Raw genomic sequence first — 18,699 nt, 5'->3', positions numbered from 1 at the left:
TAATGAAAACGAATTACTTGTTACTTACTGATTATTTTATTGCTGAAGTTTTATTACTTAATCCAAACGACCACAGAGCAAATACTCCATCAGAGCCTTTTGGACATGCAAACGATTTTCTGCCTCTTCCCAAACAATACTTTGTGGCCCGTCAATCACTTCTGCTGAAACCTCCTCACCACGGTGCGCTGGCAAGCAGTGCATAAACAGCGCATTAGGCTTAGCCAACGCCATTAACTCTTCATCCACCATCCAATCTTGAAAAGCATTCATGCGTAAAGTATTTTCGTCTTCATAACCCATGCTGGTCCAGACGTCGGTACTCACTAGGTCGGCACCTTTGCAGGCTTCTTTAGGATCGGCGCAAATGGTTAAATGCTTGGCGGATTTTGGTGACAAACGCGTTGCATCTAACTGATAACCCTCTGGCGCAGAGAAGCGCAACTGAAAATCAAGGCATTCAGCAGCCTGTAGCCAGGTGTAGGCCATATTGTTGGCATCACCTACCCAAGCTACCGTTTTTCCTTGAATCGGACCACGGGCCTCAACAAACGTAAAAATATCAGCCAATACTTGGCAAGGGTGAAATTCATTTGTCAGACCATTGATTACGGGCACCCGTGAATTCGATGCAAAACGCTCAATAATGTCTTGGCCAAAGGTGCGAATCATGATGATGTCCGTCATCCTTGAAATCACCTGAGCAGCATCCTCTACAGGCTCGCCACGGCCCAACTGTGTATCTCGGGTGTTTAGGTATACCGCATGACCGCCAAGCTGATGGATGCCTGCCTCGAAGGACAGGCGAGTACGAGTGGAGTGCTTCTCAAAAATCATGGCCAAAGTGCGATCGTGCAGTGGATGCCAAGTTTCATAGCTCTTGAATTTGGCCTTAAGCCACGCCGAACGCTTGAGCAAATAGTCGTACTCTTCACGAGTCAGGTCAGAAAACTGCAGATAGTGCTTTACCTTACCGGGCACTTGAGGCTTTGCCAGCGATGTCATAGTTGAGCTTTCTACTAAAGTTTTGGCTTGCATTTTTTTCTTCAAACATTCAGCTGCACGAAAATAGATCCTAAAGTCATCTTACGGCCAACTTGGGCTGTTAAGCTAGAGGGCTTAGTAATACTATTTCTTACAACCATCATTACGCGAACTTGAACCACAAAAAGCTTTTCATTCAAGGCATTACCACTTCTGGCAAACCATTTCGGCCCAGCGATTGGGCGGAGCGTCTGTGCGGGGTGATGGCAACTTTTCGCCCTCCCGGTGATTCCGGGGACCCTCGCTTTACTTATTCGCCCTATGTCAGACCAGTGCTTATTGCAAAAGTGAAATGCGTTGTTATAGATACCAGACTGAGAGACCTAGATCCTCGAGCGTTAGACTTTGTCATGAACTTTGCCAAGGACAATGACCTACCGATCGAAGAGGCATGTGAGTTCAACCCAACAGCCTCAGCCCAGCCTTAAAAACAAAAACCCGCTCTGTTGAGGAGCGGGCTTAGGTCGAAACTACTTCGACCAGCCTAAAACTAAAACTGTATTACGCTGCCATCGCCTTAATAGCTGCAGACAAACGTGACTTCTGACGTGATGCAGTATTTTTGTGAGCGATCTTTTTGTCAGCAATCTTGTCGATTGTTGCTTGGGTTGCTGCAAATACTTTTGCAGCAGCAGCTTTGTCGCCAGTTTCAATTGCTTTGCGAACTGCCTTAATGGAAGTGCGGAGCTTTGAACGCAAACTGGAATTGTGTTCGTTATGTTTTACTGCTTGGCGTGCACGCTTGCGCGCTTGTGCTGTATTGGCCATCTTTAAACCTTGCCTCTATAAATTGCAAAATGCGATTAGTTAAAAATCTTGCGGACTTGCCAGATTCATAAGCAAGCTCGCCAAAACCCAAGATTTTACCTTAAAGGGGCAAAAAAGCCCAGCCGACCGATAAATAGGTGAAAATCGCCTCATGAATCTGCTTTCTGCCGCTGCCAAGGTCAGCTCCCTAACCATGCTGTCCCGAATTACGGGACTGCTCCGGGAGACCCTCATTGCCCGTAGTTTCGGGGCTTCCGAGTGGACAGATGCCTTTAATGTGGCTTTTAGGCTACCCAATTTACTACGTCGGCTATTTGCCGAAGGGGCCTTTTCTCAAGCTTTTGTGCCGATTTTGGGCGAAATTGCCACAAACGAAGACCAAACTAAGGCCAAAATCCTCATTAATGCAGTCGCCACGCTCTTATTTTGGGCTTTGCTGCTTACGGTACTACTGGGAGTCATTGGCGCCCCAGTACTCATTCTGGTCATTGCCACAGGGTTTAAAGGTGGTCCAGCCTATGACGCCAGCGTTGTTATGACCCAAATCATGTTCCCCTATATCGGGCTAATTTCTATGGTCTCACTCTCAGCGGGGATCTTAAACACCTATCACCGCTTTGCAATCCCGGCATTTACGCCCGTCTTGCTCAACCTCGCCTTAATTGGTAGCGCCATCTTTTTGGCGCCCCACTTAGAGCAGCCGATTTATGCCTTAAGTATTGGTGTTTTACTTGGTGGAATACTGCAACTTGCCCTTCAAGTTCCAACGCTTGCTCGCCTCGGCCTATTACCTCGTATTGGTTTATTGCCTGGCGCCATCAAATCAGCCGTCACCAATCCGGAAGCTAGACGCGTCATGAAATTAATGGGGCCAGCAGTATTTGCAGTTTCTGTTGCACAAATCTCCCTCATCATTAATACCAACATTGCTTCACGTCTGCAGGCGGGAAGTGTGTCATGGCTATCCTACGCAGATCGCTTGATGGAATTTCCAACTGCACTACTGGGTGTTGCCTTGGGAACCGTTCTTTTGCCAAGCCTCAGTAAGGCCAATGCCAAAAACGATTTAGTACATGCCGGCGAATTACTCATCTGGGGATTACAACTCACATTCTTACTGGCTGCTCCCTGCGCAATTGCACTCTTTATTTTTGGCGAGCCTTTAGCAGCAGTCTTGTATCACTACGGTAAATTCAGTGCGCTTGATGTCGTGATGACGCAACGTGCATTAGCGGCTTATGGTGTTGGCCTCATTGGTTTAATTCTGGTAAAAATTTTGGCGCCCGGATTTTATTCACGTCAAGACATCCGCACCCCCGTCAAGATTGGATTACTCGTTTTAGTAGCCACCCAGTTAGCCAATCTAGTATTTGTACCTTGGCTTGGGCATGCTGGCCTTGCCCTTTCTGTAGGTACTGGCGCCTGTCTAAACGCCGCCCTGCTATGGGTTGGCCTGCATCGACGCGGAGCCTTGCCTAATTCAGGCTGGATCAAGTACCTTGGTCAGCTATTTCTAGCGCTCATCCCCTTCGCAGCAGTCCTTTTTTATGCTGCTGGCACACACAATTGGATTGCCCTCCAAGCTGAGCCGTGGCTACGTATTGGCTTGGTGGGAGCATGGCTAGGTCTTGCTGCCATTGCTTACTTCGCATCCCTGGGTTTGGTAGGAATTCGCTGGCAAAAATTCTTGCGTCATGCAAAATAGCCAATATGCCAACACAACAACTCGACTATTTCACCTCACTAGTTGCTGAAGACGAACATCTTCCTTTAACGGAGGCGACAATTGCTGTCGCACAGCATGCTTATCCTGATTTAGATGTTCAGGGGGTTCTCGATCAAATTGATGAGATGGGTAACAAACTCAAAACTCGCATCACGCCGGATACCTCACCTGTTCAGCGCTTACAAATTTTGAAGCATTTCTTTTATACCGATCTGGGTTTTGGCCCGAACCCAAATGATTTCTATGCTCCAGAAAATTCGTACTTGCATTACATACTCGAGAATCGCAGAGGAATCCCCATCTCATTAGCTATTTTGATGATGGAATTAGGCAATCAAATTGGTTTGAAAATTCGGGGGGTTTCATTTCCGAATCACTTCATGATGCGCATCTCTTTGCAACAGGGTGAAGTCATCATGGATCCCTTGACCGGTGAATCGTTATCAAAGACTCAGTTACAAGAAATGCTTGATCCTTACCTGGACGCCAAAGGTTATCGAGGTGAGTTGAGTCTGCCGCTCAATATCTTCCTACGTGCTTCTAGCTCGAGAGAGATTCTGTCGCGCTTTCTGAGAAACCTCAAAATGATTTACTCAGAACATGAGCGCTGGGAGCGTTTACTAGGTATTCAAGAGCGCCTAGTGATCCTACTGCCGGACTCTATTGAAGAGATTCGGGACAGAGGTTTGATCTTTGCGCAACTAGAGTATTTGCGGCCCGCATTGGCGGATATGCATCGCTATCTCAGCGAAGTTCCAGAAGCTGAGGATGCTGGCGATATCCGCGAGCACATTGCCACCCTTGAAAGTCAAACCAAGCTTCACTAAAGCTGAGTGGGCGTTAGTGTAAGCACTTTGGTTTTTTAAACTCCTGTTAGTTTTTCTTGTGCTGAAAAATTTTGTAGATAGCTGCCAATAAAACTGGTACCGCAGCCGCCCCCACGCCTACCAGGACGATCACATTGAGATTCTGGCGAATGACAGGGATATTGCCAAAGAAATATCCTGCTATGACCAAACCAAAGACCCACAGCGCTGCACCAGTGATGTTAAATAACTGAAAGCGTGCAAAGTTCATCTCAGACACACCCGCAATAAAAGGTGCAAAGGTACGAATAATTGGCAAGAAGCGGGCAAGAATGATCGTTTTCCCACCATGCTTTTCATAAAAAGCGTGGGTTTTTAATAAAGCGCCTTGATCAATCCAGCGCGATTGACTGCTGAATACTCGCTTACCAATCCACCGGCCAATGAAGTAGTTCACGGTGTTACCTGCGACTGCAGCAATTAATAAACCAATGCACAAGGTCCAAATATTGAAATGCTCAGTAGCGCAATAGGCGCCTGCAATAAATAAGAGTGAGTCCCCAGGCAGGAAAGGGGCAACCACTAAGCCTGTTTCTGCAAAAACAATAGCAAATAAGAGGCCATAGGCCCAAGGACCGTATTGCTGAATCACCACATCTAAATGTTTATCAATATGCAGCAATAAATCACTGATTTGCAAAAGGGTATCCATCGACTCGCTCTCTAACTTATGGGTTGTTGCGGATATTAACAGGCTCTTATAATTAGGTATGCCAACTGAACCCTACATTCAGCCTATGCATGCTCCAGATGAAGTCTCAACGCTTTGTATTGTTGGGCCCACTGGTGCAGGCAAAACCCATCTCGCCATGTCTTTGGCTGAGTATGCAAAATCTATTGGTCTGACAATTGAGCTCATCAGCATGGATTCTGCTTTGGTATATCGGGGTTTAGATATTGGCAGCGCCAAACCAACTCAGTCAGAACAAGAAGCGGTTATTCATCATCTGATTGACATCATTGATCCGACTGAAGTGTATTCAGCGGCACGTTTTGCAAATGATGCAAAACGTCTTTGCACCGAAATTCGTGCGCGAGGAAATATTCCAGTGGTGGTAGGCGGAACGATGTTGTATTGGCGCGCGTGGGCGCATGGCCTTTCCTCACTGCCTCCAGCAAATCCAGAAATTCGTGCTCGTTTGGATGAAGAGGGTAAAGCCATTGGCTGGCCGGCAATGCACGACAAGCTTGCCACGATTGATCCCGAAACTGCGGCGCGCTTAAAGCCAAACGATTCCCAACGAGTGCAGCGTGCTCTAGAGGTTTATGAAATTACCGGTAAACCTATGTCTATATCACTGGCCGACTCACCTAGTGAGGATGGCAGAGAAGGTTCAGCGATTCCACCATGGATTAAGTTAGTTTCGCTTGAACCAAGTGATCGTAAGCGATTGCATCTGAACTTAGAAAAGCGTTTTGATGAAATGCTTGCTGCTGGATTTATGGATGAAGTCAAAACTCTGCGTACCAACGCTGGATTACATACAGATCTTCCAGCGATACGTTCAGTTGGTTATCGCCAAGCTTGGGAGTATCTCAATGGTGAAATTGATGCTGAACAAATGCGCTACAAAGCCTTGGCAGCCACGCGCCAGCTTGGCAAGCGTCAACTGACATGGTTGCGTGCAATAGATGGGAGAAATACATTTGATCCCTTCAATCCGGAAGAACTGAAGGCGGCATTAGATTACTGCAAAAGCAATCTAATCAAAAAATAAAGGTAGATCGTTTAGATAACGATGGTTTGTGGCGCATCTTTTGGACGTTCAACTACTTCGCCGACTGTCCAAGCTTTAAGACCTTGCGCAGTTAAGGATTTGATTGCTGCATCTACTTGATCAGGCGCAACAATCACAACCATACCGATGCCGCAGTTAAATACGCGCACCATTTCTGCATCAGCAACGCCACCCTTCATTTGCAACCAGCGGAAGAGGTCTGGCATCTGCCAGCTATCGCGATGCAAAACAGCTTGAGTATTTTCAGGGAGTACGCGGGGTACGTTATCAACCAAACCACCACCCGTGATATGCGCCATACCTTTTACATTGATTTCAGAAATCAATTTGAGAAGCGGCTTCACATAAATTTCTGTTGGCGCCATCACAACATCACCCAATGGACGACCACCCAAATCATCAGTAGGCTTTGCACCAGCACGCTCAATAATCTTACGGACCAATGAGTAGCCATTTGAATGCGCACCACTAGAGCCAATTGCTAATACCGCATCACCCGGAACAATCGTTGCGCCAGTAATGATTTTGGATTTTTCAACTGCGCCTACGGCAAATCCCGCTAAGTCATATTCGCCTGGTGGGTACATGCCCGGCATTTCTGCGGTCTCACCACCGATTAATGCGCAACCAGATAATTCACAACCCTTGGCAATGCCACCAACAACCGTTGCCGCCGTATCCACAGTCAACTTGCCGCATGCAAAGTAATCCAAGAAGAAAAGGGGCTCAGCACCCTGAACCAGGATGTCATTCACGCTCATGGCTACCAAGTCTTGACCAATGGTTTCATGACGATTCCACTCAAAAGCTAGTCTTAGCTTGGTACCAACACCATCCGTACCGGATACTAGTACTGGCTCTTTATAGCGCTTTGGCACCTCAAAAAGGGCCCCAAAGCCGCCAATTCCAGCCAAAACACCCTCGCGCATGGTTTTCTTGGCCAACGGCTTAATGCGGTCAACCAGGGCATCCCCAGCATCAATATCGACACCAGCATCACGGTAGGAAAGGCCTTTTGAGGAAGAATTAGTAGATGAGGTCATGTCAGCGCTGGAATATTAGTAAAAAATGCTACTAGATCAGTAGAATCATTGAATTCTAGAGGATTACTCGTCATGGCTGAGATTTTTACCCCTTTTCTGGCTGCATTCATCCTTGCCTACATCCTGAGGCCTGCTTTTCTATGGATGGAAGGAAGGCGGGCGCCCGCCGCCGTGGCTGCAGCACTCTCCGTTGTTCTGGGTCTGGCAGTCGTAATTGCCATTGTGAGCCTATTTATTGGCCTTCTTAAAACCGAGATTCCATTGATTAAAGCCCAGTTGCCAGATTGGATAGCAAATACCCAGGCATGGCTCGGACCAAAGTTAGCTGAGTTTCATATCAATGTTGACTGGGGGACTTTAAAAACTGCAGCCTCACAAAAAATATCAGAGCATATTAGTGACAATGCAGATTCTTTAATGACAACGACCTTCAATACGGTACTCATGTCAGGCAGCTCAGTAATTACTGGGTTTGTAAATTCAGTGCTTATTATTTTTGTGATGTTCTATCTTCTCATTGATTGGACTCACTTCTTCGGCCTTGTCAAAACACTGGTGCCATTACGGGCTCAAGATACGATTACTCACTTAGCAATGCATACCGATGGTTTGCTCTCGCAATATTTGCGGGGCATGATCATCGTGATTTCTATCATGTCTGTTTTTTATAGTATTTCCTTAAGTGTGATTGGAATCAAAGGGGCGGTTGCTTTAGGTGTATTTACTGCTCTGATGATTGTCATTCCCTATATTGGGATTGCCCTCGGCTTTAGCCTTGCAATCGTCTCTGCAATCTTGCAATTTGGTGTTGGACCTGAGCTTGTAGGGGTGCTCATCGTATTTGGCATCGGCCAATTCCTAGAGGGCTTTTTCTTAACGCCGCGCCTAGTAGGCGAACGCATTGGCTTGCACCCTGTTGCCGTTCTGTTTGCCTTGCTACTTTTTGGCAACCTATTTGGTTTTTTTGGAGTGCTACTTGCGCTACCAATTAGTGCAGTGAGTTTGGTATTAGTTCAGTATTTTTGGTCTGTCTATACACAAAGCTCTTGGTATCAAAAATAAGTTTGGTAGTAATGAATACACCCTCGCTTCCAAAACAATTTGCGCTAGACATCAGTCACTCACCCATAGCTAGTTTAGAAAACTATCTTCCCGGGAAAGATCTTGCCTTAATTTCTGCTCTGCAAAATCTTGAAAAATCTTGGGGCAAGGTCAGCGCCCAAAACTCTGATAACCCGCTCAATCAGCGCTGGATTTATTGGTGGGGGCCAGAGGGTTCGGGTCGTACTCATCTACTCAATGCCATTGAAAATGCAGCCGAGCATGCTGGCTTGTTACACATTGCCCTCTCCCCCCTCGAGCCTACTGCTTGGGTTCGCCTAGAAGAAAAGATGAATGCAATGACTGAAAGTGATGCGCCCTCAGTCATTACTGTTGATGATGTTGACCAGCTAGATGATCGTCTTGTTGGCTCCCTATTTCGGATCCTGAATGGCGTTCAAGCAAGCAAAGCGATTCATATTTTTATGGCCGGAAACGCTGCACCAGCCAATCTCAAGCTTCGAGAAGACCTGCGAACCCGTCTGGGCTGGGGTTTGATCTTTCAAACGCAGCTTTTGGATGATGATGAGAAAATACAAGCACTAGAGGAAGCAGCCAAAGAGCGAGGGCTTGTTTTATCCCCCGATGTGTTGCCTTGGCTGTTAAGTCGCTTTTATCGCGATATGCCCAGCCTGATGGCATTGATGGATGCTTTAGACGCTTACTCCCTTGAAACAAAACGTGCTGTAACCTTACCCCTTGTTCGCGAGCTCTTGCAGCCCAAATAATTTATTAAATATCAATTCGTGACCCAGCTAGCCCTTTTCGATTTAGACCACACCCTTTTGCCCTGCGATAGCGATTACGAATGGGGTCAATTTTTGGCTCGCATTGGTGTTGTAGACAGCGAATACTATGAACGACAAAACGAGCGCTTTTATCAAGACTACAAAGAAGGTAAGCTGGATATTCATGAGTTTCTGCGTTTTGCCCTTAAGCCACTCTCAGAACATTCTCGCGTGCAACTCAAAGAGTGGCATGACGCCTTTATGAAAGAAGTCATTAACGGCCAACTCCGACAACAAGCAATCGATCTAGTAAAGCGTCATCAGGATGCTGGCGATCTTTGCTGCGTGATTACTGCCACCAACAGCTTTGTGACACGCCCTATCGTCGAAAGCTTTGGCATCGAGCATCTGATTGCTACAGAGCCCGCCACTGCAGACAACCTCCCATTAGGCAACTACACTGGTGAAGTCAAAGGCATTCCCAATTTCCGCGAAGGAAAAATTCAAAATCTACACGACTGGTTAGCATCACAAAAACTGTCTTTAGATGCCTTGCCTTATAGTTATTTTTATTCTGACTCGATGAACGATCTTCCTTTGCTTGAAAAAGTAAGTCGTCCTGTTGCCACCAATCCAGATGATCGTCTTCGCAACGAAGCTAAGCAGCGCAACTGGCCCATTCTTGAATTGTTTGCATGATCACTAAATTTATTAAACGTATTTTGCGGCGTGACCCGATGGTCAAGCATACGCAGGCTAACAATACCGGCGCCCCAAAGCGTATTCCTAAAAAAGCACATCGAATTGATCCGCATTTGCTTTCTAAGAATGCAGTCAAGGTAACGCACACATTACAACAAGCAGGTTATGAGGCATTTATTGTCGGCGGCGCTGTCAGAGATCTTGCTCTCGGTATCAGCCCAAAAGATTTTGACGTGGCAACCAATGCAACACCAGATCAAGTGCAAAGACTCTTTCGTAAAGCACGTCTAATTGGTCGCCGCTTTCAAATTGTGCACGTGACTTTTTTTGGCAAAGGCCATCCTGAAATCATCGAGGTATCAACCTTCCGAGCACTATTAGATAACGCTGGAGATCACGTGGCTGAGAGCGGCCGGATCCTGCGCGATAACGTCTGGGGTTCACAAGGTGAGGATGCTGCAAGACGCGATTTCACAATTAATGCAATGTACTACGATCCTTCGTCTGAAACTGTTTTGGACTATCACGGCGGCATGGCGGATATGCAAAAGAAAACTTTGCGCATGATTGGCGATCCCGCAAAGCGCTATCGCGAAGATCCAGTACGCATGCTCCGCGCAGTTCGCTTCGCAGCTAAGACTGGTTTTGAATTAGATGGTGCTACACGCGCGCCCATAGCAAAGCTAGGCAAATTATTAAACGACGTCCCCTCTGCGAGACTTTTTGATGAAATTTTGAAGCTTTTGATGTCTGGCTATTCCTGGGCAGCAATCCAAGGCCTCAAAGATGCGGGATTGCATCATGGCCTGCTCCCGCTCCTAGACCACATTCTGGATACGGGCGCAGACTCCAAGGGTGCCAATGATTTTGTAAAGCTTGCTTTGGCCAATACTGACGAACGCATTCAATCCGGTAAAAGTGTTTCTGCTGGATTTTTATTTGCCACCCTGCTCTGGCCTGATCTACTAAAGAATTGGAAAGCCAATTCTGCTAAAGGAATGGCTAATATTCCCGCCTTGCATGATGCGATGGACGACACGATTGCCACTCAAAGTAGCGGCATGACGATTCAACGACGCTTCGAAAGCGATATGCGCGAAATTTGGTCTATGCAGCCTCGCTTTGAGAGACGCGTGGGTCGCTACCCTTATCGACTCATTGAATCACCTCGTTTTAGAGCGGGTTATGACTTTATGCTGCTTCGCTGCGCTACCGGCGAATTAAACCCAGCAATCGGGCAATGGTGGACAGACTTCATTGCAACTGACGTCACAGGGCAAGATGAGCTGATGGCTAGCGTGAAAAATGAATCCGGTAACAGTCCAAGCCCTGCCAAAAGACGGCGTCGCAGAAAGCCGAAGGCGGCAGTGCCCCCTGAGAGTGCAGCAAGCTAAGCAGACTTAGAGAAATTTCAGTAAAGTAGTTTCATCTCTAGTTTGGAAACTTATGGCACGGGCATATATTGGATTTGGCGGTAACATCGGCGACACGCGTCAGCTTATTACTGATGCCATTGTTTGCCTGGCATTGCGCTCCGAACTTCAAATCCTGGCAAAAAGCTGTTTTTATCAAAGCGCTCCGGTTGAGGCTTCAGGTGGCGATTACATTAATGCCGTCATCGAAGTCGAAACCGAGTTAAGCCCATACGGCCTATTGCATGTTTGCCAAACCATTGAACAAGAATTTGGTCGTGAGCGGCCCTATGCAAATGCTCCTAGAACGCTTGACCTAGACATCCTTTCTTTTGAAGGGGTTACTCAAAGCGAAACTGATTTGATGCTTCCCCATCCCAGAATTATCGAGCGCTCATTTGTGCTCCTACCCCTGCTGGAAATCGCTCCCGATATCTTTTTACCTAACTGGGGTGAACTCAAGGCCTACTTACCTAATGTGGCACACCAAAGAATTGAAAAACTCCCCTGCAGGAACTGCAATTGTGGGGAAAAAGACGTTTATAGCCAAACGGCGCATTAATTCATTAAACTCTCGCCATGGGTTACTTACAAGGCGACAAGCCAATCACAATTACTAAGCTCCTCGCAATGCATGCTGAGGGTGAAAAAATTGCCATGCTCACGGCATACGATTCAACTATGTCAGCTCTTCTCAATCGCTGCGCTGTTGAAACGATCCTGATTGGCGACTCTCTTGGGAACGTGATTCAAGGACACTCTAGCACTACACCAGTGACCATCGAACAAATGGCGTATCACACCGAATGTGTAGCGCGTGCCAATACCCATGCATTTGTCATCGCTGACCTGCCATTTGCAAGCTACGGGGATCCAGTGCAGGCCCTGGAGTCAGCTGCACAGTTGATGCGTGCTGGCGCTGATATGGTAAAGCTCGAAGGTGGCGGCGAATGGCAAGTTGACGTCATTAGCCACTTGGTGGCGCGCAGTGTTCCCGTTTGCGCACACCTAGGTTTACTACCTCAATCAGTTCACGTTTTGGGCGGCTATAAGGTGCAAGGTAAATCTAAGGATTCCGCAAGCGTCATGCTTGAGCAAGCACTTGCATGCCAAGAGGCTGGCGCCCAAATGGTTGTGCTCGAAGCAATTCCATCTTCATTGGGTGAAAAAATTACTGCTGAGCTTCGTATTCCCACCATTGGAATTGGTGCTGGCCCAGATTGCTCTGGTCAAGTATTGGTTCTCCAGGATATGTTGGGCATCAGCCCAGGTAAGCCACCGAAGTTTGTCAAAAACTTTATGGATGGGCATCACTCCGTTGAAGCCGCAGTCAAGGCTTACGTACGCGAAGTGAAGTCCGGGAAATTCCCCGGGCCCGAGCATGGCTTTGCCGGCTAATTGCCAGCCAGCCTGCCCACTAGTTACTAGCTAAAGAAACTCTTTACACCATCAAACCAACCTTTTTGTTGGGGGCTGTGTTTGTCGCCAGCAGATTTCAGACTATCGTCAAACTGCTGCAATAATTTCTTTTGCTCTTCTGTAAGCTTAATCGGAGTTTCTACCAGAACGTGGACAAAGAGATCGCCCACCAAGGTAGATCGCAGACCCTTAATACCCTTGTTACGCAAGCGGAAAGTCTTACCCGTCTGAGTTCCCTCAGGAATTGGAAACTCCACGCGACCAGAGAGTGTTGGCACTTCGATTTCGCCACCGATGGTAGCTATCGCAAAAGAGATTGGCATTTGTACATGCAAATCACTACCATCACGCTCAAAGACTTTGTGAGGCTTAACACGCACCTCTACATAAAGATCGCCGGATGGTCCACCATTGATACCTGGTTCACCGTTACCCACTGAGCGGACACGCATTCCATCATCAATGCCTGCCGGTATTTTGATCTCAAGTGTTTTTTGTTCTTTATGCTTTCCGCTGCCGTGGCAAGTTTTACATGGCTTAGGAATGTACTCGCCAGTGCCGCGGCACTTAGGGCAAGTTTGCTGCATGGAGAAGAAGCCTTGTTGCACACGCACTTGACCATGACCGTTACAGGTTGTGCATGTCTCAGCCTTAGATCCTGGCTCTGCGCCAGTACCATGACAAGGCTTGCAATTACTCCAGCTAGGTACACGAATTTGGGTGGTATAGCCTTCAGCCGCTTGCTCAAGCGTAATGTCCATGTTGTAGCGCAAATCTGCGCCTTTATAGACTTGAGGGCCGGAATGACGGCCGCCGCCTTGACCGAAGATATCCCCAAAGATATCCCCAAACGCATCAGAAAATCCACCGCCACCGAAACCGCCGCCGCCAAATCCGCCACCCATCGATGGGTCCACGCCAGCATGACCATATTGATCATAGGCGGCACGTTTATTGGGATCGGTTAAGGTTTCGTAAGCTTCTTTAACTTCTTTAAATTGGGCTTCAGCCGTTTTGCTATCGGGATTGCGATCAGGGTGATGTTTCATCGCCATCTTGCGATAAGCCTTTTTTAGCTCATCGTCACTGGCACCTTTTGCTACACCAAGCACTTCATAAAAATCGCGTTTACTTTTAGGCACGGCCTATTCCTCTCAACAACCTGAATGACACAAGTCGGCACGAGGCCGACTTGTTATTTAAGTACATCAAAACTACGTTAATGAATGACTAATTGCAGAGTTACTTCTTGTCATCAACCTCTTTAAAGTCAGCGTCAACAACATCCGCATCAGGGGCGGCACCAGGGGCTGCACCACCAGGAGCTGCACCAGGTGCGGCACCGCCAGCTTTAGCTTGTTCAGCTGCCATGACTTTTTCGCCCAGCTTCTGACTTGCTTTACCCAAAGCTTCTGTTTTAGCTTCAATGGCTTCTTTGTCGCTACCTTTAATAGCTTCGTCCAAGTCTTTCAAGGCCGCTTCAATCGCTTCTTTTTCGGAAGCCTCTAAGCTAGCACCATGCTCTTCCAAAGCCTTCTTGGTTGAGTGAGCCAAGGCATCTGCAGTATTGCGAGCAGTGACCAACTCCAGCGCTTTCTTATCTTCAGCAGCATTGGCTTCAGCATCCTTGACCATGCGTTGAATTTCTTCTTCAGTCAAACCAGAGTTTGCCTTGATGGTGATCTTGTTCTCTTTACCAGTGGTCTTGTCTTTTGCTGTTACATGCAAAATACCGTTGGCGTCAATGTCAAAAGTCACTTCAATTTGTGGCATACCGCGTTGCGCAGGAGCAATACCTTCGAGGTTAAATTCACCTAGTAACTTGTTTGCAGCAGCCATCTCGCGCTCACCTTGGAAGCACTTAATAGTTACAGCAGGCTGGTTATCTTCCGCAGTGGAGTAAACCTGTGAATGCTTGGTAGGGATCGTGGTGTTCTTAGGAATCATCTTGGTCATGACGCCACCAAGAGTTTCGATACCCAATGACAATGGGGTAACGTCCAAGAGCAATACGTCCTTGCGATCGCCAGACAATACAGAACCCTGAATTGCAGCGCCAACAGCAACGGCTTCATCTGGGTTAACGTCTTTGCGTGGCTCTTTACCAAAGATTTCTTTTACTTTGTCTTGAACCGCAGGCATACGAGTTTGACCGCCAACCAAAATCACGTCGTCGATATCTGCTACGTTTACACCAGCGTCTTTAATGGCAGTTAAGCAAGGACCAGCGGTACGGCTGATCAACTCTTCAACCAAAGACTCTAGCTTGGCACGAGTCAATTTCAAGTTCAAATGCTTAGGACCGCTAGCGTCGGCTGTTACATATGGCAAATTGATTTCAGTTTGCTGTGCAGATGACAATTCGATCTTGGCTTTCTCAGCAGCGTCTTTCAAACGCTGCAACGCCAATACGTCTTTGCTCAAATCAACACCTTGCTCTTTTTTGAACTCAGCAATGATCCAATCAATGATGCGTTGGTCAAAGTCTTCACCGCCTAAGAAGGTGTCGCCGTTGGTAGAAAGAACTTCAAACTGCTTCTCACCGTCAACATTAGCAATCTCAATAATGGATACGTCGAATGTACCGCCGCCCAAGTCATAAACAGCGATCTTGCGATCCACTTTGTCTTGCTTGTCCAAGCCAAACGCTAATGCAGCAGCAGTTGGCTCGTTGATGATGCGCTTCACGTCCAAACCAGCGATGCGACCAGCATCTTTAGTTGCTTGACGTTGACTGTCATTGAAGTAAGCAGGAACAGTAATCACTGCTTCTGTCACTTCTTCGCCGAGATAATCTTCGGCAGTTTTCTTCATCTTGCGCAAGATTTCAGCAGATACTTGCTGTGGCGCCATTTTCTTGTCGCGTGCTGATACCCAAGCATCGCCATTATCAGCAGCAATAATTGAATAAGGCATCAAGCTGATGTCTTTTTGCACTTCAGGATCAGTAAATTTACGACCCATCAAACGCTTCACTGCGTAGATAGTATTTTTAGGATTGGTTACTGACTGACGCTTTGCAGGCGCACCAACCAATACTTCGCCATCTTCAACGTAAGCGATGATGGATGGAGTTGTGCGACCGCCTTCAGCGTTCTCGACAACTTTAGGTGCATTGTTTTCAACGACTGAAACGCATGAATTCGTGGTTCCTAAGTCGATTCCGATAATCTTTCCCATAATTGCTCCAAAAAATTAAATTGTTTGTTGTACTGATAAATATTTCGATACCCAGTAAATGGGGTCTAAAAAGGTGATTTCAAGGGCATAAAGAGCAAAAAAGGCAGAAATCTGCCTTTTTTAACTTTTTTATGCCTTTTTTAGGGTTTTAGCCCCTTTTTAGCTTATTTTGGGGCGCTGACCGTCACCAAAGCAGGCCTGAGAACCCTATCGGCTACGGTGTAGCCCCGCTGCAATACAGAAACCACGGTATTGAGCTCTTGCTCAGAAGGTACTGAAGCGATGGCCTGGTGGTGATGTGGGTCAAACTTATCCCCAACCGCAGGGTTAATTTCTGTCATACGGCCTTTTTCAAAGGCAGACAGTAGCTGCTTAAGGGTAATTTCAAGGCCTTCCTTAAATGCCTTAGCATCACCAGCATCGGTACTCAATGCAGCATAAAGGCTGTCCGTCACAGGCACCAAATGCTCTGCAAAACTTTCAATCGCAAATTTATGCGCCTTCGCAATATCTTCCACGGCACGGCGACGAATATTTTCTCCTTCTGCCTTAGCGCGCAAGAAGTTATCTTGCAGCTCACCAATCTTTTGATTGAGTTCGGCAATTTCCTGTTCAGGCGTTTTTACAGCCGGAGTTTCTGCTGCAGCTTCATTGACTGGCTCTGCTGCAGGTTTCTCTTGCTCTGGGGATGGGTTTTGGTTTTCTTGTGTCATGGACGCTATTTTACTTTTCTATAAAGATGGCTATTACTTTGCAATATGGGGCTGATTGTTGCAATTTCAAGACTTCATTCTTTCAGCCAGCTCAGCCCTTTCATTGCGCTTCGCTAATTCAGCATCAGACTCCACACCCAAAGACCAGCCTTGAAGATGATGATGAGCAATATCACTCAGAGCCTCTATCCACTTGGGGCTGCTGTTCAGGCAGGGAATATAGCGATAGTCTTTACCGCCATGCTCTAGGAAGATTTCGCGGGCTTCCATGGCAATCTCTTCTAAGGTCTCCAAGCAATCCGCCGGAAATCCTGGGCAAAAAATATCGATGCGCTGACAACCTTCTTTAGCTAACTTTTCAATGGTTGGCGCTGTATAGGGCTTTAACCATTCCGCCTTACCAAAGCGGGACTGGAAGGTCACAATATATTGTCCAGGCTCTAAACCCAGAGACTCACCCAGCAAGCGACCCGTTTTCAGACACTCGCAATGATAGGGATCACCCTTCATTAAATTACGCTTTGGCAAACCATGAAAAGACATTACTAAGCGATCGCCTCTTGCAAAATCAGGGCGCCCATCTTTATCCCAGCTCGATAGCACCTGATCACGCAATGCGGAAATGTAAGCGGGGTTGTCGTGATAGTGCTTGACCAAACGCAGTTCAGGTTGGTCGCGCCAAGTGCTGAGAACGCGAAAAGCTTCATCAAAGCTGGACGCCGTGGTTGTGGCGGAGTATTGGGGATACAAAGGCAATAGCAATAAGCGCTCCATACCTTGCGCCTTAAGGCTTTCAAGGGTCGCCTGCGTCGAAGGCTGGCCATAGCGCATTGCTAAATCCACTAAAACTGTATGGCCCTCATCAGCAAATTTTTCTCCCAATTCTTTCGCCTGCAAGCGTGAGTAGTGCATTAAAGGAGAGCCTAACTTTGGCAGCCAAATAGAGGCGTATTTTTTCGCAGAAGCACTACTACGAATTGGCAAAATAATGCCATTCAAAATGCACCACCAAATAATGCGCGGAATTTCTACTACACGTGGATCCGAAAGAAATTCTTTTAAATAGGCGCGCACCGCTTTAGATGTCGGGGCAGATGGTGTCCCCAAGTTCAAAAGCAACACTGCGGTTTTGGAAGCACGTAAATGCGGATTCGGATTCAAAATGTTCTGTCTCTGGTAATGAGTTTTAAATATAAAAAGTTAGACTTGCACTCAGGAGCTTAAGGCGCCCGATAGTAATTTTGAGGTGATATCCACAATCGGAATCACTCGGTCATACGCCATCCGCGTTGGCCCAATCACCCCAAGCGTTCCCACTATTTGACCGTCTACGCTATATGGGGCGCTGATCACAGCGAGGTCCTCATAAGGTAATAAATCACTTTCACCGCCAATAAATATTTGAATACCATCCGCATGACTTGATACGTCGAGCAATTGCATGAGTACCGATTTTTGCTCCAACATGTCAAACATCTTGCGTAATTTATCGAGGTTGGAACTTAAATCCCCAACATTTAGTAGGCGGCGCTCACCAGACAAAACCATGTCGCCTCGCCCCATGTCGTAATCAGCAACGCCGGTTTGCAAGGCCAAAGCCATTAATCCAGCAATATCTGTACGTAAATTATCTAGGTCCGATTTCAGATGCATGCGCACTTGATCAAAACTTTTTCCAGCAAACTGGGTGTTGATAAAGTTACCAGCTTCAATAAGTTGGCTAGGCGTGTAATCCTGAGTGGTTGGCAATATACGATTTTGTACATCACCCTCTGGCGTAACCATGATGAGCAAAATCTTGCCTTCACCCAAGCGCAAGAACTCAATATGTTTAAAAACCTGGGCTCGTTTGGGTGTCATGACAACACCAGCAAAATGGGTCAAGTTGGACAAAATCTGCGCTGCTGAGTTCAGGACCCTTTGTGGAGAATCCGGCAAAAGGCCTTTTTCAACCTCTCGAGCAGCCATCGCCTCTAGGGGGCGAACGGTGACCATAGTGTCTACAAAGAGGCGGTAGCCCTGGGGGGTTGGAATACGGCCAGCTGAAGTGTGGGGGCTAGTGACAAGCCCCATATCCTCCAAATCCGCCATCACGTTACGAATAGTGGCTGCGGAGAGGTCCAAACCCGAGAATCTAGATAGTGTGCGCGAGCCAATAGGCTGACCCTCCTCGATATAGCGCTCGATGAGAGTTTTTAGTAAGGCGCGGGAACGTTCATCCATGGTGGAAGGGATTTTATGCCTATGGTTTAATCGTT

The 18,699-nt window shown here is 47.1% G+C and carries 19 protein-coding genes; 10 read left to right on the top strand and 9 right to left on the bottom strand.

Features of this window, described 5'->3' with window-relative positions:
- Nucleotides 1-57: 57 nt before the first annotated feature.
- Nucleotides 58-1,005 (bottom strand): ornithine carbamoyltransferase, encoded by a 948-nt coding sequence (gene argF / locus ICE89_RS10060; protein WP_216262945.1) that lies wholly within the window; start codon nt 1,003-1,005, stop codon nt 58-60.
- A 152-nt stretch (nt 1,006-1,157) separates the two neighbouring features.
- Between argF and ICE89_RS10055 the strand changes: the two genes are divergently transcribed.
- Nucleotides 1,158-1,472: a DUF3579 domain-containing protein gene (locus ICE89_RS10055; protein WP_216153261.1), complete on the top strand. Its 315-nt coding sequence runs from the start codon at nt 1,158-1,160 to the stop codon at nt 1,470-1,472.
- Between the two features lie 73 nt (nt 1,473-1,545).
- On the opposite strand, the gene rpsT is transcribed toward ICE89_RS10055, so the two are convergent.
- On the bottom strand, nt 1,546-1,812 hold the full coding sequence (rpsT, locus tag ICE89_RS10050; RefSeq protein ID WP_216265788.1) for a 30S ribosomal protein S20: 267 nt from the start codon (nt 1,810-1,812) through the stop codon (nt 1,546-1,548).
- A gap of 151 nt (nt 1,813-1,963) precedes the next feature.
- On the opposite strand from rpsT, the gene murJ reads away from it, so the two are divergent.
- Together murJ and ICE89_RS10040 are read left to right on the top strand one after the other, a co-directional pair.
- Complete coding sequence (gene murJ / locus ICE89_RS10045) at nt 1,964-3,517, top strand: murein biosynthesis integral membrane protein MurJ (protein ID WP_216265787.1); 1,554 nt, start codon at nt 1,964-1,966, stop codon at nt 3,515-3,517.
- A 5-nt stretch (nt 3,518-3,522) separates the two neighbouring features.
- A complete protein-coding gene (locus ICE89_RS10040; RefSeq protein WP_216262702.1) occupies nt 3,523-4,365 on the top strand; it encodes a SirB1 family protein in 843 nt (280 codons plus the stop codon).
- A 46-nt stretch (nt 4,366-4,411) separates the two neighbouring features.
- On the opposite strand, the gene ICE89_RS10035 is transcribed toward ICE89_RS10040, so the two are convergent.
- Complete coding sequence (locus ICE89_RS10035) at nt 4,412-5,056, bottom strand: VTT domain-containing protein (RefSeq protein ID WP_216262703.1); 645 nt, start codon at nt 5,054-5,056, stop codon at nt 4,412-4,414.
- A gap of 76 nt (nt 5,057-5,132) precedes the next feature.
- On the opposite strand from ICE89_RS10035, the gene miaA reads away from it, so the two are divergent.
- Nucleotides 5,133-6,122: a tRNA (adenosine(37)-N6)-dimethylallyltransferase MiaA gene (gene miaA / locus ICE89_RS10030; RefSeq protein ID WP_370624864.1), complete on the top strand. Its 990-nt coding sequence runs from the start codon at nt 5,133-5,135 to the stop codon at nt 6,120-6,122.
- Nucleotides 6,123-6,133: 11 nt separating this feature from the next.
- Here miaA and purM read toward each other — a convergent pair whose 3' ends face one another.
- The gene (gene purM, locus ICE89_RS10025) at nt 6,134-7,186 is read right to left on the bottom strand and encodes a phosphoribosylformylglycinamidine cyclo-ligase (RefSeq protein ID WP_216262705.1); all 1,053 of its coding nucleotides are present in this window, start codon (nt 7,184-7,186) and stop codon (nt 6,134-6,136) included.
- Between the two features lie 72 nt (nt 7,187-7,258).
- On the opposite strand from purM, the gene ICE89_RS10020 reads away from it, so the two are divergent.
- Genes ICE89_RS10020 through panB form a run of 6 tightly spaced genes read left to right on the top strand, consistent with a single transcriptional unit; the run spans nt 7,259 to nt 12,527 of the window.
- Nucleotides 7,259-8,248 (top strand): AI-2E family transporter, encoded by a 990-nt coding sequence (locus ICE89_RS10020; protein ID WP_216265786.1) that lies wholly within the window; start codon nt 7,259-7,261, stop codon nt 8,246-8,248.
- A gap of 11 nt (nt 8,249-8,259) precedes the next feature.
- Nucleotides 8,260-9,015: a DnaA regulatory inactivator Hda gene (hda, locus tag ICE89_RS10015; RefSeq protein ID WP_216262707.1), complete on the top strand. Its 756-nt coding sequence runs from the start codon at nt 8,260-8,262 to the stop codon at nt 9,013-9,015.
- Between the two features lie 18 nt (nt 9,016-9,033).
- The gene (locus ICE89_RS10010) at nt 9,034-9,714 is read left to right on the top strand and encodes an HAD-IB family hydrolase (RefSeq protein ID WP_216265785.1); all 681 of its coding nucleotides are present in this window, start codon (nt 9,034-9,036) and stop codon (nt 9,712-9,714) included.
- Entirely contained in the window at nt 9,711-11,111 is a 1,401-nt protein-coding gene (pcnB, locus tag ICE89_RS10005) for a polynucleotide adenylyltransferase PcnB (RefSeq protein WP_216265784.1), read from the top strand. Before ICE89_RS10010 ends, pcnB begins: the two co-directional genes overlap by 4 nt.
- A 52-nt stretch (nt 11,112-11,163) precedes the next feature.
- Nucleotides 11,164-11,691 carry a 2-amino-4-hydroxy-6-hydroxymethyldihydropteridine diphosphokinase gene (gene folK / locus ICE89_RS10000; protein WP_216265783.1) on the top strand — a complete coding sequence of 176 codons (528 nt, stop codon included), beginning with the start codon at nt 11,164-11,166 and terminating at the stop codon, nt 11,689-11,691.
- A 17-nt stretch (nt 11,692-11,708) separates the two neighbouring features.
- Nucleotides 11,709-12,527 carry a 3-methyl-2-oxobutanoate hydroxymethyltransferase gene (gene panB / locus ICE89_RS09995; protein ID WP_216265782.1) on the top strand — a complete coding sequence of 273 codons (819 nt, stop codon included), beginning with the start codon at nt 11,709-11,711 and terminating at the stop codon, nt 12,525-12,527.
- 26 nt (nt 12,528-12,553) lie between these two features.
- Here the strand turns inward: panB and dnaJ are convergent, their stop codons facing one another.
- The 5 genes from dnaJ to hrcA all read right to left on the bottom strand — a co-directional run bounded on the left by dnaJ (nt 12,554) and on the right by hrcA (nt 18,664).
- Nucleotides 12,554-13,690, bottom strand: a complete 1,137-nt coding sequence (gene dnaJ / locus ICE89_RS09990; RefSeq protein ID WP_216262712.1) for a molecular chaperone DnaJ — start codon at nt 13,688-13,690, stop codon at nt 12,554-12,556.
- A gap of 100 nt (nt 13,691-13,790) precedes the next feature.
- Nucleotides 13,791-15,728 (bottom strand): molecular chaperone DnaK, encoded by a 1,938-nt coding sequence (gene dnaK / locus ICE89_RS09985; RefSeq protein ID WP_216262713.1) that lies wholly within the window; start codon nt 15,726-15,728, stop codon nt 13,791-13,793.
- A 164-nt stretch (nt 15,729-15,892) separates the two neighbouring features.
- Nucleotides 15,893-16,441 carry a nucleotide exchange factor GrpE gene (grpE, locus tag ICE89_RS09980; protein ID WP_216265781.1) on the bottom strand — a complete coding sequence of 183 codons (549 nt, stop codon included), beginning with the start codon at nt 16,439-16,441 and terminating at the stop codon, nt 15,893-15,895.
- Between the two features lie 66 nt (nt 16,442-16,507).
- The gene (gene hemH / locus ICE89_RS09975) at nt 16,508-17,602 is read right to left on the bottom strand and encodes a ferrochelatase (RefSeq protein ID WP_216265780.1); all 1,095 of its coding nucleotides are present in this window, start codon (nt 17,600-17,602) and stop codon (nt 16,508-16,510) included.
- A 51-nt stretch (nt 17,603-17,653) separates the two neighbouring features.
- Entirely contained in the window at nt 17,654-18,664 is a 1,011-nt protein-coding gene (hrcA, locus tag ICE89_RS09970) for a heat-inducible transcriptional repressor HrcA (protein WP_216262716.1), read from the bottom strand.
- Nucleotides 18,665-18,699: the final 35 nt, after the last annotated feature.

The organism is Polynucleobacter sp. AP-Kaivos-20-H2 (assembly GCF_018882215.1).
GTDB lineage: Bacteria > Pseudomonadota > Gammaproteobacteria > Burkholderiales > Burkholderiaceae > Polynucleobacter.
This window is presented reverse-complemented; position numbering and strand designations above follow the sequence as displayed.

Coding starts and splice junctions, on each gene's coding strand:
- argF (WP_216262945.1), bottom strand. CDS start 1,005: ATGACATCGCTGGCAAAGCCTCAAGTGCCCGGTAAGGTAAAGCACTAT.
- rpsT (WP_216265788.1), bottom strand. CDS start 1,812: ATGGCCAATACAGCACAAGCGCGCAAGCGTGCACGCCAAGCAGTAAAA.
- murJ (WP_216265787.1), top strand. CDS start 1,964: ATGAATCTGCTTTCTGCCGCTGCCAAGGTCAGCTCCCTAACCATGCTG.
- ICE89_RS10040 (WP_216262702.1), top strand. CDS start 3,523: ATGCCAACACAACAACTCGACTATTTCACCTCACTAGTTGCTGAAGAC.
- ICE89_RS10035 (WP_216262703.1), bottom strand. CDS start 5,056: ATGGATACCCTTTTGCAAATCAGTGATTTATTGCTGCATATTGATAAA.
- purM (WP_216262705.1), bottom strand. CDS start 7,186: ATGACCTCATCTACTAATTCTTCCTCAAAAGGCCTTTCCTACCGTGAT.
- ICE89_RS10020 (WP_216265786.1), top strand. CDS start 7,259: ATGGCTGAGATTTTTACCCCTTTTCTGGCTGCATTCATCCTTGCCTAC.
- hda (WP_216262707.1), top strand. CDS start 8,260: ATGAATACACCCTCGCTTCCAAAACAATTTGCGCTAGACATCAGTCAC.
- pcnB (WP_216265784.1), top strand. CDS start 9,711: ATGATCACTAAATTTATTAAACGTATTTTGCGGCGTGACCCGATGGTC.
- folK (WP_216265783.1), top strand. CDS start 11,164: ATGGCACGGGCATATATTGGATTTGGCGGTAACATCGGCGACACGCGT.
- panB (WP_216265782.1), top strand. CDS start 11,709: ATGGGTTACTTACAAGGCGACAAGCCAATCACAATTACTAAGCTCCTC.
- dnaK (WP_216262713.1), bottom strand. CDS start 15,728: ATGGGAAAGATTATCGGAATCGACTTAGGAACCACGAATTCATGCGTT.
- grpE (WP_216265781.1), bottom strand. CDS start 16,441: ATGACACAAGAAAACCAAAACCCATCCCCAGAGCAAGAGAAACCTGCA.
- hrcA (WP_216262716.1), bottom strand. CDS start 18,664: ATGGATGAACGTTCCCGCGCCTTACTAAAAACTCTCATCGAGCGCTAT.